Source organism: Enterococcus sp. XAF26B05_ASV22 (assembly GCF_056727285.1).
In genome coordinates this window covers 1,913,936-1,929,105 of record NZ_CM161538.1, presented here as the reverse complement: position 1 = coordinate 1,929,105, position 15,170 = coordinate 1,913,936, and the positions used below count along the sequence as shown (strand labels likewise).

Here is a 15,170-nt window from a genome sequence, read left to right as displayed (position 1 = left end):
AAGTGCCATGATAGGATGGAAAAGAGAAATGAGGGAATTTATGAACTTACAAGAGGCATTAAAACAAGTCAGGCAACAGCAGTTTGCTTCTGTTTATTTAATTCAAGGAACAGAAGGGTATTTAAATGAGTTATTTAAAACAGAATTGATGGAGCAATTAATCAAAACAGAGGATGATCAATTTAATTATTCTTCCTTTGATATGGAAGAAGTCCCTTTATCTGTAGCAATGGAAGAAGCTGAAACTATTCCTTTTTTTGGTGACTATCGGTTAGTTTTTATCGAAAATCCTTATTTTTTAACTGCTGAAAGAAAAATGAATGGATTAGACCATGATATTGATAGCTTACTCAACTATTTAGAACAACCATCTCCCACAACAATTTTAGTATTTAGTGCACAAGTTGAAAAATTAGATGAACGAAAAAAAGTAACGAAATCACTAAAAAAACAGGCTGAAGTTATTGATGTTAATCCAATGGGAGAACGAGAAGTAAGGCAATATGTAGAGCAGACGATTCAAGGTGAAGGCTATGAGATTAGACCAGAGGCTTTTGATTTACTGCTGCAGTTGACGGATTTGAATTTATCCAAAGTCATGGGAGAACTACAGAAATTGTTTTTGTATTCCTCTGACAGCAAAATTATTTCGTTAAATGGCGTCAAGGAACTTGTACCTAAATCCTTAGAACATAATGTATTTGATTTGACCAATGATGTTTTAGCTGGAAATGGTGAAAAAGCAATTCAATTGTATGAAGATTTATTACTGCAAGGTGAAGAAACTATTAAATTAAATGCGATTTTATTAAATCAAATCCGTTTATTTTTACAAACAAAAATTTTAGCAAAAGTAGGATATCAACAAGCGAATATCGCTGAAACACTTAAAATTCACCCTTATCGTGTTAAATTAGCTCTACAGCAAGTTCGTCGATTTGAACTAGATCGTTTGGAGGCCATCTACGATGAGCTAGTTGAGAATGATTATAAAATGAAAACAGGAAAAATGGATAAAGAGCTGCTATTTGAATTATTTATTCTTAAATTGTCTGGGCAAGTGAACAGATAACAGGAATGCGAATAAACCAATCGTCTATATCTCTAGCGCTGTTTATATAAAAAAAGAAGTACGTGATCAAATCTGTTAGAGTTGATTACGTACTTCTTACACTAAAAAAGAAGCTAACACGAGGTTAGCTTCTAAAAATCCTTATTTTGCTAATTTTTTGCTTAGACGTGATTTATCACGGCCTGCTTTGTTTTTATGGATTAATCCTTTTGTTTCAGCCATATCAACAGCTTTAATAGCTTCTGTATATAACGCATCAACATTGTCAGCGCCAGCAGCTACAGCATCTTCAAATTTCTTGATAGCTGTACGCATTGCATTTTTTTGAGATGAATTTTGAGCATTCTTATTAGCATTAGTACGTACACGTTTAATTGCAGATTCAATATTTGGCATTTCTTTCACCTCCGATAAATTAAGGTCTTACACAGGAAAATCCATATGTAATTCAACACTAATCATTATACCTAATCCAAACAGGCATTGCAATAAAAGATGACAAGTTTTTTTCCTTAACAGTAAAAATATTGATTTTATCGCATGGAAATCGTTTTGAATTTACGGTTGATAGGAAATTTAGATACTTTTTTTAAAAAATATGCTATCATAACAGGGTAAAATGAAATGGTGGTGTCAATGTGAATATTGCTCTAATTGTAACGATTACCCTTGTGATGGGCGTTATTTTCGTCAATGGTTGGACTGATGCGCCTAATGCAATTGCAACCGCTGTCTCAACTCGCGTTTTAAAGCCGAATGTTGCGATTTGGATGGCTGTCGTAATGAACTTTTTTGGTGCGTTGGTGATGACATATTTTAATGCACAGGTGGCAGAAACGATCAGTAACATTGTTAGTTTTGATGCACAAGGGAATGCTTCACAAGTGGCTTTAGCAGCATCTTTATTTTCAATCGTGGTCTGGTCAGTAGCAGCATGGTATTTTGGTATTCCAACTAGTGAGAGTCACGCGTTGATTGCTGGCTTAACAGGTTCTGCAATGGCTTTAGGAGGAATCGGAGCAGTTAATGGTTCTGAATGGTCGAAAGTACTTGTTGGACTAGTCGTCTCAACAGTCATGGGCTTTGGTGGAGGTTATCTTGTCACAAAGCTAATTGTAATCCTTTTCAGAGGTGTAGCTAGAAGAACAGCAAATAAAGTTTTCACCTACGGACAAGCATTTGGTGCTGCTGCAAATGCCTTTTTGCATGGTGCGCAAGATGGTCAAAAATTCATGGGCGTATTCATGTTAGGACTTTATTATAATAATTTGGCAGAAAAGTCTGGTTCAGGATTTATCATTCCAATTTGGGTCATGATTCTTTGCTCTGTCACAATGGGGTTTGGCACATCTGTAGGTGGTATGAGAATTATCAAATCAGTTGGGATGGACATGGTAAAATTAGAACGGTATCAAGGATTTGCAGCTGATTTAAGTACAGCTGTGTGTTTATTTGCGGCTTCAATCTTTGGTATTCCCGTTTCTACTACACACACTAAAACAACTGCAATCATGGGTGTGGGTGCTTCCAAACGAGTATCAAGTGTTGACTGGCGTATTGTAAAAGAAATGCTGATTGCTTGGATCTTGACATTTCCAGGTTGCGGGATTATTGCCTTTATTATGGCAAAATTATTTATAGCATTATTTTAAGGAGAGAATAAAATGGCTAGAAAAAAGCAATTTGATTATTTTGGTAAATTAGAGCATTTAGCAAAAAATGCGCATCAAGCAGCAGAATTATTAGAAATGATTGCGCTTAATTATTCACTTGAAACATTGGAGAATGAAGCAGAGAAAATTCATTTATTAGAACGTGAAGGGGATCAAATCGTTCAAAAAATCATGAATGAATTATATATTTCGTTTATTACTCCTATTGATCGTGAAGATATCGTAGAAATTACACAATGTCTAGATGACGTACTTGATACTATCAACAGTATTACTTACTTACTTAGCAGCTTAGTTGTGAAAGAGCTAAATGATAATGCCATGGTATTTATTACATATGGAGTAGAAGCTACGGCAGGTGTATTAACTGCAACTAAAGAGTTTGCAAAATTTAAAAACTCAAAAACATTGCATACAATGATCAATGAAGTAAGTGAAATTGAGAGGAAAGCTGATAAATTATACAGTGAAGCGTTAAAAGATTTGTTTACGAATGAGCAAAATCCCATTGAAGTTATTCGTTGGAAAAATGTCTATGATCAATTAGAAGAATTTTTAAATGCCAGTGAATCAGTTGTAGATGTAATTGGTGGCTTAGTCATAAAAAATAGTTAATAACGATAATAGGTTGAGGTAGATCAAAATTTATCTCAGCCTAATACTCTACATTTAGTCGGAGGAATTGAATGGATAATAAATACATTGATGAAATTAGACGTTTTAGCCTGTCAAAAATGGAAAAAGATCAAACAGGTCATGGTCTGGATCATATAAATAGAGTTGTTCGCTTAGCAGATAAAATCGCTGGAACTGAAACGTGTAATCATTTTATCGTTACAGTTGCAGCCTATCTTCATGATACTGTGGATGATAAATTAGTGCCTGATTCGCACCAAGCATTTCAACAGATGGAAGAATTTTTACAAGATATTAACGTTCCCAATGATCAAATTCAGCAAATAACTCATATAATCATGAACCTTTCTTTTAGTCAAGAGATTAACGGAACAGCAGAAAAACTAACGATTGAAGGACAAATCGTGCAGGATGCTGACCGCTTAGATGCTATGGGCGCAATTGGAATTATGCGGACGATTTATTATGGCGCACGCAGAGGAAATCCAATTTATAATCCTGAAATCAAACCAAGAACCCTTCAGTCAAAAGCCGAATATCGAGAAGAAAGCACGATCATTAATCATTTTTATGAAAAAATCCTTTTACTTAATAAAAGCTTGAATACAGAATATGCGAAAGCATTAGGCCAAAAACGCCAAGAATTTTTAGAAGGTTTTTTAACTGAATTTTTTGAAGAATGGAATTAAAAGAAGTAACTGAAAATAACGCTATCAGTTATCCAGTTGTTCTTTACGCTTATACAAATTTCGTTTTTTGTGTGTGGTATTTTTTAGAGACGTGACGTTCATTTGGGATCGTTTTTAACATTCTTAATCCATTTAAAATAACAAGAATTGTGCTTCCTTCATGCCCTATAACGCCTAGTGGCAAATTAATCATTTGAAAAAAATTAGATAGAATCAACAATACGATGACTCCAGATGAAAAAACAATATTTTGAGTGACGATTCTTTTTAATTTTTTTGAAAGAAGGTGACTCATTTGAAGCTTCTCTAAGTCATTTTTCATTAACACCATATCTGCTACATCCATCGCTATATCAGTTCCTTGCCCCATGGCAACACCAATTGCAGCATTGGCTAAGGCAGGTGCATCATTTATGCCATCTCCGACCATTGCGTTGATTCCATAACGCTCTTTTTGTTTCTTGATTATAATGGTTTTATCTTCAGGCAAGCAATTTGCATGGATTTCATCTATCTCAAGTTCAGTTGCCACAGCGGCTGCTGTTTTATCGTGATCTCCTGTAATCATTGTAGTATGGATACCCAATTGTTTAAAATAACTGATTACTTTTTTTGCTTCTGGTTTTGGAACATCTAAAAGACCAAAATAGCCAATGATTTCTTGATTTTTAAATAAACAAATCACCGTTTTACCTTCAATTTGCAGTTGTTCAATTTCTTGTTGTATTTCTTCATTTATTCTTGTTTGATCATCGAATTCACTTTTTCCAATTCGCCAAACGGTTGAATCAATCGTTGTCTCCATCCCGAAACCGATAATGTTTTTTACATCGATTTGACCATAGACTTCTGTATTATCATGATCAAAACGGGTAATAAGCGCTTGTGCTAATGGATGAGTTGATTGTCTTTCCATCGCTAAAAGTATATCTAAGCCTTCTTGCTTATTTTTTAAAAATACGGCATCTGTCACTACAGGAATACCACGAGTTAACGTTCCAGTTTTGTCAAAAGCGATTGCTTTTAGAGAAGCTAAATTTTCTAAATAAACGCCACCTTTAAACAGCACACCATTTCTTGCACCATTAGAGATAGCAGCTAACGTTGCAGGCGTAGCTGAAGCGACTAAGGCGCAAGGGGATGCAACGACCAATAAGACCATGCCTCGATAAAAACTTTCATTCCATGACCAGCCTAAAAATAAATAAGGAATCAAAATCATTAATGGGATTGCAACCAAGACGATTTTCACATAGCGATTTTCCAATTTTTCAATAAAGCTAGCTGTTTGTGAAGGTGTATTTTGAGCCTCATTTACGAGTCTGATAATTTTAGCAAATAAAGTATCTTCACTATTTTTACTAACGGTCATCGTAATTGCCTCACCTAGATTGATTGTCCCACCAAACAACTCGTCATTGCGTTGTTTTTCAACTGGAACAGATTCTCCAGTGATTGCCGCTTCGTCAATAGTGGAAGTCCCTTTACTTAAAACGCCGTCGATTGGAATACTTGCACCTTTAGGGACTAGTAAGTGATCACCAATCTTTAATTGAGTAACAGCAACCTCAGTTGTTTTACCTAAATCATTTAGTAAGTAGGCTTTTTCTGGCTGTAGATTCATTAAACTGGCTATTTCTTTTTTACTTTTAGTTGTCGTATATTCTTCTAGCGCACCACTAAGGCAGAAAATGAAAGTCAGCATAGCGCCTTCGAACCAATTACCAATAATACACGCTCCAATTGCTGCTAAAGCCATAAGTAAATCGACATTTAGATGTTTATGTTCAAGCGTATCAACTACCCCTTCTTTTGTTTGTTTATATCCACCAAATATGATTGCGAAAATGAAACTAATCGGATAAAATGCTGTTCCTGATTTTTCTAAAATAAATCCTACGATCATAAATACTAAACATAAAATAGTGGATAGTAATGCTTTTTTTTCTTCTGAATACTTCATGATTATCACTCCTCACAAAAAAGAATAGCATAAAATAAATCTAATTGATAATCATAATACCTAAATGAGAATGATAGTGATTATCATTTAGTTTAAATGCTTATTTAAAAGTGTTTTAATATATTTTTGAAGAATATTTATTCTAATTAATATTGATAATCATTATCAACAAAAATAGAAAGTATATATCAATTTCTAAATAAAAAAGGGTGTGGGACATGACTCTAAAAGTCACACCCCACACCCCTAAGGAATCAGGATAAACGATGGTAGAAGAAGCAACTACTACGCTTTGCTTCAATCTCAATTGTTATTATGAAAATAGCCAATAACTGATGAGTAATACACCAAGTACAATTCGATACCAACCAAAAGCAGTAAAGTCGTTTCGTTTTAGATAGTTCAATAAGAACTTGATCACAATAATTGAAACAACAAAAGCTACAATCGAACCAGTCAGTAGAATAAGAATTTCACTAAATCCAAATGTATTTCCTTTCATGACGAACTTTACAATTTTTAAGAAGCTTGCGCCGAACATAACAGGAATACCAAGGAAAAATGAAAATTCTGTTGCGACAAATCGTGATGCACCGATAATGATAGCACCAAGAATTGTTGCACCTGAACGAGAGGTACCTGGAATCAATGATAAGACTTGAAAAAAGCCGACAATTGCGGCAGCTTTATAGGTAAAGTCTCTCAAATCAGTACATTTTGGTTTACGATCTTGATTTCTTTTTTCAATCACTACAAAAGCAATCCCATAAATAATCAGCATCAATGCTACGGTAAAGAAGTTATGGAATTTTGCTTCTAGCCAGTCATCTAACGGAATCCCAATGATAGCAGCTGGGGCACAGGCAACAACAACTTTTGACCAGAGAATCCATGTATCTTTCTTTTCTGTTTCATTTTTTTGCGGTGAGAAGGGGTTTAACTTGTGGAAATAAAGAACGACGACAGCCATAATCGCACCAAGCTGAATCACGACATTAAACATTTCCATAAAGTCTTTGCTGAGGTTCATTTTAATGAATTCATCGACTAAGATCAAATGTCCTGTACTACTGATCGGAAGCCATTCAGTTACGCCCTCGATAATACCTAGAATAATTGCTTTCCATAAATTTGATAAAAGCATAGGTTCAATCCTTTCCAGCATAAAATAGTAAATCACTAATAGTATACCTTTTAGTATCAGAAAAACCAACTAACTTTTAATGCGTGCAAAAAAAATTAGAAACAAGCTACTTCAGTGTTGTAATTATTCTGAGAATTTTTTATACTAGTACTATTCATAAAAATTGGAGGAAAAATAAATGTTTGGATTTTTGAAAAAGAAAGAACCAGTTCAATTAAATGAAACGTTATATGCAGTAGCAACGGGAAATTTGATCCCAATTAGTGAAGTCAATGATCCTGTTTTTTCACAAAAAATGATGGGGGATGGCTTTGCGATTATTCCGGAAACAGGGGAAATTTATTCGCCAATTGAAGGAGTTGTCTTAAGTGTTTTTCAAACAAAGCATGCTGTGGGCATGAAAATGGCAAATGGGCTTGAAATTTTACTTCATATGGGTATCGATACAGTTGAGCTTAATGGAGAGCCTTTTAATATAAAAGTAAGTGAAGGGTCTAAAATATCACAAGGAACGTTAATTGCTGAAGTTGATTTACAAGGCATCATATCTGCTGAAAAAGCAATCGATATGGTGGTTGTGATTACGAATATGGATGCAGTAAAAAGCTTCGATCTTAATAAGACAGGACAAGTCAATGCAGGTGAAGAAATAGGAACTGCTAAAGCATAAGCAAGTAGTTAGGATGACTCAAAAGGGCAGAAAAACATTAAACCGTTTTTCTGCTCTTTTTTAGTTTTTATTGAAAATAAATGTTGAAATAAATATAAAAATACACTTAAGTTGAATTATAATTTTATAAAAACTATAGATGAGAGCGGATTAGAAAAGAGTGGATACGATGTATGGAATGTCGAATTCCTTAAGTGAAGAGAGGACTGATGAAACGCGTATGTATTCAAAAAATGAGCGAAATCAGTTTTAAAGGAATATTTACTTCCTTACATATCCCAAAAGATGATGCATTAGTATTTCTGGGACGGTTGAAAGAACTTGATCAAATTGCTAAAAATACAGAGATGAAATTGAAAGTTTGAAACCTTAGCATAATTATTATCCGCGACTTGAAACAGTTAGTTTTCAGATAGTGGCTTTTTTTCTGGGAAACGAATAGTAAAGAAGGACCAATAAAAGACAGGTTGCCTACTCTTGAAAAAATCGCTAGGATAATCCATTTTCAACGCCTATAGATTTAAGTGAGAATTATCTGGTCGATGATGTTTATCTGGGCGAACACAAAAATTGTATAGACGAAGTCCTTGATGTGATTCGCATTGAGGATACACGTTTCAAAAAGATAAAAATAATCCAGCCAGAATTATTACTAAAGCGAAAAATCGATAGCGTAACAATTGATAATTTTTTTATGGAAGAGATCTGGGCGGAATTCAAATAAAAAAATCAATGTGGTTTCACAACTTGTGTTAGAGGACTGTTCATTATTGCGGTTAATAAAAGTAAACAGATTCACAATGGATCATCATTTGTTTGCATCTGCAATTGGCACAAATAAACGAAAGGAATTTTTATTGGAATCTCACATTCAGGTACAAATCAGGAAATAAATGCTTTGGCGGATCTTGCTAGTGAGAAAGGCTTGGCGGTAATTGGTTTGACCGCTAACTCTAATTCAGCGTTAGCACAAAAAAGTTCGATTCTGTTGCTGACACCTATTGGAGGAGAAGCCTAATTTGTCTACAATCTTTACCCATTTGTTTACATTTAAATCAGCTGGAATACCGTATCGGCGAGCTAGAGTCGCATACCCAACTTCACCCCTCTGATACGCTTGAACTACTGATTTTTTAAAGTCATAATCATATTTAACCATTATAAAAAGCCCCCTAATTTAGATTTTCTGGTCTAACTTAAGGGGCTCACTTCACTTGTTTTTTCTCGCACTCTTATTTTTGATAGTTTAGGTAGTAGAGAAAATCGCATGTCCTTTGTCGATATAGTGGGTATCATTGACTGTATCAATTGTAAATTTACCATTTTCATAGATTAATTTAGTCACACTGCCATTTTCAAGAGCAATCTGCATAGGTAAACGATTATCGATCAATGACATTAAGAATGAAATCGTCAATCCATGAGAAACAATCATGACATTACCACCACCATGTTTCTCTCGATGGTAGGCAATATCTTTAAATCCGCTCCAAACTCGGTCACGGATTTTATCGTAAGGTTCTGCCCAGTTTGCCGTGTCAGCAGTGATGATAGCGTCAGCCAATTCTTTATAGCTGATGCTATTTGTCATCATATCCTCATAATTTTTATATGCTAAGATTCTAGGAACAACACCCCAAAGTTCGCCATCATACCCTCCATCCAGAGAGCCAAAACACCATTCACGAATGCGGCTATCGGTATTGTAAGGAATGTTTGCGCCATTTTGATGTTCTTGTAAAATGATACGCGCAGTTTGCATTGCGCGTCCGCTGTCACTAGAGTATGCCTCTTTAAAATCGATCTCTCGTAAACCAAGACCTAAATAGAGAATCGTCTTTTCTCCCTCTCTAGTCAAGGGGGTATCTGACCAGCCTTGGGTTCGACCTATTGTATTGAACATCGTCTTACCGTGACGGATGATGTAGAGTGTTGTTGGTTCATTCATATCCTAGTTCCTCCTTTAGTAGCTCGATAACGATTGATCCTTTTTAGTTAAAAAATGGATTGGTTTTCTTTTCGTGTTCGATAGTCGTTGCGTCTCCGTGTCCAGAATAGGCTGGAAATTCATCAGGTAACGTGAAAAGATAGGTTTTGATACTGTGAAGTAATTGCTGCATGTCACCAGTGTGTAAATCAGTTCTACCAATGCTTCCTTTAAATAACGCATCACCTGTAACAACAAAGTCATCAAACACGAAACTTACACTCCCAATTGAATGGCCAGGTGTTGGTACTACAGTAAACGACATACCACCTAAATTGTAATCAGTCATTTCAAATTCTACTTCAGCAGGTTGTACAATAATATCAGCAATGTCATTATGGCGGCCCAAGCCAGATAAGTTGAGGACCGGGTTAGATAACCATTCTTGTTCTAATGGGCTAACATAAACAGGAATAGTGTATTGGTGGCGGAGTTCCTCAACTGCACCGATGTGATCATAATGAGTATGTGTTAGTAAAATAGCAATCGGTTTTTTACCTGTCTTTTCAATTAATGCAGCTATTTTTTCTGCTTCAGCACCTGGATCAATGATTAATAAATTCGTTTCATTATAAATTAAGTAACAATTTTCTTGGATAACACCCGTTTGGATTCGTTCGATTTTAAGCATAGTTATTTGCCTCCTAATAAATATGATTTCTACTTCAGTATAACTCAATTATAGCCAGAATCAAAAAACATCGCTATCCTTATTAGCAGATTATGAAAACTTAGATGAGAAATATAGAGCCAATGGATGAAGTATCAATAATGTACATTTATTTTCCAATCAATCATAATAGAGAAAGAGTAAAAAGGAGTCGATTGAAAATGAAAAAAGTTAATGCGTTTTTAAAACAAATTCCAGCTCTATTATCCAGTAAAGTCTCTATATTTATTTACCTATTTCTTTTTTTCTATCTCGTTGTTTTCGCTGTTCTAACAATGTGGATTCCTATATTGAAAAATGTACAACCGTCTGCTAATGTTCAATTGATTTTAGGGAATTACACCAATGTCTTGAGTGCTTTAGGTGCTTCTTTGGCCGCAGGAAGTGGTACTCTTATCCATCACAGCTTATCAACACTGCATAAGATACACGATAAAATGCATGATGAGCTGCAAAAAACGATTGCCGAACTGCATGATAAAATCGATCATTTAGAGGCTGAGAAAAAACAACTAAAATAATGGATGATAGTTTTGTTTTACTTTTTTTGCTTCGAATAGGATGAATGTTCGTGTTTTGGTTATTTTTAGCAAATTTTCAATACTGGATTAAGAAAAAATGTGGAATTAGTACGAATTATTCTATATAATGATGTTTGTATTGTTATGAGAGGAGCAATTATTTTGTTTAAATTTATTGTAAAAGGAACTGGATTTTCAAGTATTGACTCAAAAAATGTAAAAGCATTCGAGAACTGTCTGTTTTGTATCTCAGAAGAAGGTACGGTAGGCGCCATTATCTCTCCAGAAGAAAAGGAATATCAAGCACTTATTAAAGAGTATTCCGAAAAAAATAAATTTCAAGAATTAACTCAAGGACAGTTTATTCTTCCTGGTTTTATCGATCTTCATATCCACGCACCTCAATGGGCGCAAGCTGGAACTGCGTTGGATCTTCCTTTATATGACTGGCTGAATACGTATACTTTTCCGCTAGAAGCCAAATTTTCTGATAGGCACTTTGCAGAGACTGTTTATTCAGATTTAGTTTCCCGATTAATAAAAAATGGCACTACAACAGCCTTGTATTTTGCGACAGTACATCGTCAGTCTAGTTTGCGTTTAGCAGAAATTTGTAGCGAAAAAGGGCAGAGAGGTTTAGTTGGTAAAGTTGTTATGGACGATCCAGAACAAAACCCTGAATATTATCGAGATGCAACAGCGAATGAAGCGTTAGCGGAAACAGAGCTATTCATTCAAGAGGTACTAGAATTAAATAAGCGAACACCTCAAGGAGTCTATCCAGTTGTAACGCCTCGTTTTATTCCAAGCTGTACAGATGATTCTTTAAAAGGTTTGGGTGCTTTGGCGGCTAAATATGATGTTCATATTCAATCTCATTGTAGTGAAAGTGACTGGGCACATTCATTTGCTCAAGAGCGTTTTGGTAAAAATGATGCATTTGCATTAAATGATTTTGGATTACTAACAGAAAAAGCTATTATGGCACATTGTGGTTTTCTGTCAGACGATGATATGGCATTATTTGCCGATAAAGGAACGGCAGTTGCGCATTGTCCGATTTCCAATGCATATTTTGGTAATGCCGTTACACCAATTGCTAAACTATTAAACAATTATAAAATAGAAACAGGATTAGGTAGTGATATTTCCGGTGGGTTTTCATCAAGTTTGTTTGATAATATTAGACAAGCAGTAATATCTTCTCGAATGCTAGAAGACGGGGTCGATAAAGAATGTTGCAGTGAAAAGCGTGGTGTTGCAGGTTCTAGTATTTCTTTAAACGAAGCTTTTTATCTAGCAACCGCAGGCGGTGGGGAATCATTGAGCTTACCAATAGGAAAGTTAGCGGTTGATTATGCTTGGGATGTTCAAATTTTGGATAGTAAAACGTTACCTATCTTTTCTGAGGAAGAACCGTTATTGTCTATTTTCCAAAAGATTCTTTACTTATCGCGCCCTGAACATATCCATGAGGTTTGGATTCAGGGAAAAAAAGTTCACGATAGAAATAGGATGGAAGTAGAGGTGTAAGCATAAAATGGGTGAAACAAAAACAAAACCATCAAAACTAACGGTTGGTCCGAATGATGATTTATCAATCGGGCAATCAGTCCTTTTAGGCATTCAGCATGTTTTAGCGATGGATGTTTATGTCGTACCGTTTATTATTGCGTCAATTATTGGTTTGACAACAAAAGAGTCTTCGGCGTTGATTCAATCAACCTTTATAGCTGCAGGGCTTGCTACGATTATTCAATCGTATTTTTGTATGAAACTACCTGTGGCACAAGGTCCATCATTTATCCCGATTGGAGCCGTTGCAGGTATTTATTTTGCCAATAGTCAAAATGGCAATGGATGGGGAACTGTTTTAGGTGCAAGCTTGATTGGAGCAATTTTAGTTATTATTTTAGGTGTAACAGGTATTTTTAATCGTTTGATCAAAGCTTTTGTACCACCGATTGTTGGAGGGACAATCATCTTTATTGTTGGTTTGTCGTTGATGCCAGTTGCGTTAAATGACAATGTTTTTAATGCTTCAGGAGATTTAGGTCAAAACATTTTACTTGCAATCATTGCGGCAGTATCACTCATTTTCTTCGCGATGATCGGATCGCGTTTTACTGGAAAAGGTCGGATTTTTAGAATTTCTTCAGTTATTTTGGCATTAATTATTGGGAGTTTTGCAGCTCAATTTATGGGGATTCTTGACGTATCTCAAGTTGGAAATGAACCATTAATAAGTGTTCCGCAATTACCTTTTGTTGATTTTCATTTTTCATTTGATGTTTCATCTATTTTAACAATGGCTATTATTTACATTGTGCTGATGGCTGAAACGACAGGAACTTGGTTTGCTTTAAGCAATGTCTGCGAAGAGCCATTGACTGATGAAAATATCAATAGAGGAGTTGTAGGAGAAGGATTGGGCTGTTTGATTTCATCATTACTAGGGACAACCCCAGTTACAGGATACTCAACCAATGCAGGAATCATTTCGATCACAGGCGTTGCTAGTAAAAAAGTATTCGTAGCAGCAGGTGCCTGGTTTGTCGTTTTTGGTTTATCGGGTAAACTGTCAACGCTGATATCTTCAATACCTGCGCCAGTGATTGGCGGTGTTTTTGTCATTGTTTGTGGCATTATTTCAATAAGCGGACTCAAAGTAATGAAAGAAGTTGATATCAATGAGAAACAAATGTACGTAATTGCGATACCAATGATCTTAACACTTGCATTAACGTTGATCCCTAAAGAATTTATTCAATCATTACCACAATTTTTGCAATATCTTTTCAGCTCATCTGTCGCCACTGCTTCGATTGCTGCTATACTTTTAAATTGCTTATTGCCTAACGAAAAGATTGAGGAATCAATAACTGAACATGAAGGTTAAAAAGCCATATAAAATAGCAGAAAAATAAATTTTCGATCAAAACACGAATAATGTTCTTCATATTATTACATTTTTCGTTATTTACCTTTGACTTTTGCAGATGAATAGTGTAAATTAGCATAGGTGTTCGAAAATGCGAACTTTTATCAAGTTAATGTTCGTGTTTTTGCGTGTTTTATTAGAATTTATTAGGAGGCAATACAGTATGAAAGTTTTTGATTACGAAGATGTCCAATTAATTCCCAATAAGTGTATTGTGAACAGTCGTTCTGAATGTGATACAGTCGTGAAACTAGGGAAACATACCTTTAAAATGCCTGTCGTACCTGCGAACATGCAGACGATTATCGATGAAGATATTGCGGAGTTTCTAGCAAAAAATGATTATTTTTATATCATGCATCGCTTTGATGAAAATGCTCGAATTCCTTTTATTGAAAAAATGAATGCGAAAGGCTTGATTACATCTATAAGCGTAGGTGTAAAAGAAGCTGAATACGGTTTTGTAGAAGAATTAGCGGAGCGGAATTTAGTACCTGATTATGTAACGATTGATATTGCCCATGGGCATTCCAATGCAGTGATCAATATGATTCAACATCTGAAAAAACATTTACCAGATACGTTCGTTATTGCTGGAAATGTTGGAACACCTGAAGCTGTGCGCGAATTAGAAAATGCCGGAGCGGATGCAACGAAAGTCGGTATTGGGCCGGGGAAAGTTTGTATCACGAAAATCAAAACAGGTTTTGGCACTGGCGGGTGGCAGTTAGCTGCACTACGTTGGTGTGCTAAAGCTGCAAGAAAACCGATTATTGCAGATGGTGGGATTCGTACACCAGGAGATGTGGCAAAATCAGTTCGTTTTGGTGCAACTATGGTCATGATTGGGTCATTATTTGCTGGTCATGAAGAATCACCAGGTGAGACCAAAGTAGAAAATGGTGTAGTCTATAAAGAATATTTCGGTAGTGCTTCGGAATTTCAAAAAGGTGAAAAGAAAAATGTTGAAGGGAAGAAAATTTGGATTCAACATAAGGGCAGCTTAGCAGATACGCTAACAGAAATGCAACAAGATTTACAATCTTCCATCTCTTATGCTGGCGGACGTGATCTTGAAGCGATTCGTAAAGTCGATTATGTTATTGTAAAAAATTCGATTTTTAATGGTGATACAATTTAATAAAAATAAAGAGGTTAGACTATTGCGCATAGAGCAATAGTCTAACCTCTTTATTTTTACTTT

General features: G+C 35.4%; 17 protein-coding genes. 11 read left to right on the top strand and 6 right to left on the bottom strand.

Going from position 1 to position 15,170, the window contains the following annotated elements; all coding sequences use genetic code 11:
• The first annotated feature begins 40 nt into the window (after positions 1-40).
• Positions 41-1,072: a DNA polymerase III subunit delta gene (holA, locus tag AC1PU0_RS09580; protein ID WP_206850323.1), complete on the top strand. Its 1,032-nt coding sequence runs from the start codon at positions 41-43 to the stop codon at positions 1,070-1,072.
• Positions 1,073-1,213: 141 nt separating this feature from the next.
• On the opposite strand, the gene rpsT is transcribed toward holA, so the two are convergent.
• Positions 1,214-1,468 (bottom strand): 30S ribosomal protein S20, encoded by a 255-nt coding sequence (gene rpsT, locus AC1PU0_RS09575; RefSeq protein ID WP_010764753.1) that lies wholly within the window; start codon positions 1,466-1,468, stop codon positions 1,214-1,216.
• A gap of 278 nt (positions 1,469-1,746) precedes the next feature.
• Here rpsT and AC1PU0_RS09570 point away from each other — a divergent pair, with 278 nt between their 5' ends.
• From AC1PU0_RS09570 to AC1PU0_RS09560, 3 genes are all read left to right on the top strand, one after another.
• On the top strand, positions 1,747-2,724 hold the full coding sequence (locus tag AC1PU0_RS09570; protein WP_111248749.1) for an inorganic phosphate transporter: 978 nt from the start codon (positions 1,747-1,749) through the stop codon (positions 2,722-2,724).
• A gap of 12 nt (positions 2,725-2,736) precedes the next feature.
• A complete protein-coding gene (locus AC1PU0_RS09565; protein WP_206850325.1) occupies positions 2,737-3,360 on the top strand; it encodes a DUF47 domain-containing protein in 624 nt (207 codons plus the stop codon).
• A gap of 71 nt (positions 3,361-3,431) precedes the next feature.
• Positions 3,432-4,070 carry an HD domain-containing protein gene (locus tag AC1PU0_RS09560; protein ID WP_206850327.1) on the top strand — a complete coding sequence of 213 codons (639 nt, stop codon included), beginning with the start codon at positions 3,432-3,434 and terminating at the stop codon, positions 4,068-4,070.
• 49 nt (positions 4,071-4,119) lie between these two features.
• Here AC1PU0_RS09560 and AC1PU0_RS09555 read toward each other — a convergent pair whose 3' ends face one another.
• Positions 4,120-6,033 carry a heavy metal translocating P-type ATPase gene (locus AC1PU0_RS09555; protein ID WP_206850328.1) on the bottom strand — a complete coding sequence of 638 codons (1,914 nt, stop codon included), beginning with the start codon at positions 6,031-6,033 and terminating at the stop codon, positions 4,120-4,122.
• Positions 6,034-6,346: 313 nt separating this feature from the next.
• Positions 6,347-7,177, bottom strand: a complete 831-nt coding sequence (locus AC1PU0_RS09550) for an undecaprenyl-diphosphate phosphatase (RefSeq protein WP_206850330.1) — start codon at positions 7,175-7,177, stop codon at positions 6,347-6,349.
• Positions 7,178-7,355: 178 nt separating this feature from the next.
• On the opposite strand from AC1PU0_RS09550, the gene AC1PU0_RS09545 reads away from it, so the two are divergent.
• The 3 genes from AC1PU0_RS09545 (at position 7,356) to AC1PU0_RS09535 (ending at position 8,865) form a co-directional block, all read left to right on the top strand.
• The gene (locus tag AC1PU0_RS09545; RefSeq protein ID WP_069653018.1) at positions 7,356-7,847 is read left to right on the top strand and encodes a PTS sugar transporter subunit IIA; all 492 of its coding nucleotides are present in this window, start codon (positions 7,356-7,358) and stop codon (positions 7,845-7,847) included.
• 209 nt (positions 7,848-8,056) lie between these two features.
• Positions 8,057-8,212 (top strand): MupG family TIM beta-alpha barrel fold protein, encoded by a 156-nt coding sequence (locus tag AC1PU0_RS09540; RefSeq protein WP_206850332.1) that lies wholly within the window; start codon positions 8,057-8,059, stop codon positions 8,210-8,212.
• Between the two features lie 533 nt (positions 8,213-8,745).
• Positions 8,746-8,865 carry a hypothetical protein gene (locus AC1PU0_RS09535; RefSeq protein WP_242596630.1) on the top strand — a complete coding sequence of 40 codons (120 nt, stop codon included), beginning with the start codon at positions 8,746-8,748 and terminating at the stop codon, positions 8,863-8,865.
• Here the strand turns inward: AC1PU0_RS09535 and AC1PU0_RS09530 are convergent.
• The 3 genes from AC1PU0_RS09530 to AC1PU0_RS09520 form a co-directional block, all read right to left on the bottom strand.
• On the bottom strand, positions 8,812-9,006 hold the full coding sequence (locus tag AC1PU0_RS09530) for a transposase (RefSeq protein WP_206850345.1): 195 nt from the start codon (positions 9,004-9,006) through the stop codon (positions 8,812-8,814). The two genes, AC1PU0_RS09535 and AC1PU0_RS09530, sit on opposite strands and share 54 nt — an antisense overlap.
• A gap of 87 nt (positions 9,007-9,093) precedes the next feature.
• The gene (locus tag AC1PU0_RS09525; protein WP_069653020.1) at positions 9,094-9,795 is read right to left on the bottom strand and encodes a histidine phosphatase family protein; all 702 of its coding nucleotides are present in this window, start codon (positions 9,793-9,795) and stop codon (positions 9,094-9,096) included.
• Between the two features lie 43 nt (positions 9,796-9,838).
• A complete protein-coding gene (locus AC1PU0_RS09520) occupies positions 9,839-10,465 on the bottom strand; it encodes an MBL fold metallo-hydrolase (protein ID WP_069653021.1) in 627 nt (208 codons plus the stop codon).
• 200 nt (positions 10,466-10,665) lie between these two features.
• Between AC1PU0_RS09520 and AC1PU0_RS09515 the strand changes: the two genes are divergently transcribed.
• The 4 genes from AC1PU0_RS09515 (at position 10,666) to guaC (ending at position 15,107) form a co-directional block, all read left to right on the top strand.
• Positions 10,666-11,025, top strand: a complete 360-nt coding sequence (locus AC1PU0_RS09515) for a hypothetical protein (RefSeq protein WP_206850333.1) — start codon at positions 10,666-10,668, stop codon at positions 11,023-11,025.
• Between the two features lie 162 nt (positions 11,026-11,187).
• On the top strand, positions 11,188-12,558 hold the full coding sequence (gene guaD, locus AC1PU0_RS09510) for a guanine deaminase (RefSeq protein WP_206850336.1): 1,371 nt from the start codon (positions 11,188-11,190) through the stop codon (positions 12,556-12,558).
• Between the two features lie 7 nt (positions 12,559-12,565).
• On the top strand, positions 12,566-13,924 hold the full coding sequence (locus tag AC1PU0_RS09505; protein WP_206850338.1) for a uracil-xanthine permease family protein: 1,359 nt from the start codon (positions 12,566-12,568) through the stop codon (positions 13,922-13,924).
• A gap of 205 nt (positions 13,925-14,129) precedes the next feature.
• Positions 14,130-15,107 (top strand): GMP reductase, encoded by a 978-nt coding sequence (gene guaC / locus AC1PU0_RS09500; RefSeq protein ID WP_069653024.1) that lies wholly within the window; start codon positions 14,130-14,132, stop codon positions 15,105-15,107.
• The last annotated feature ends 63 nt before the right edge of the window (positions 15,108-15,170 follow it).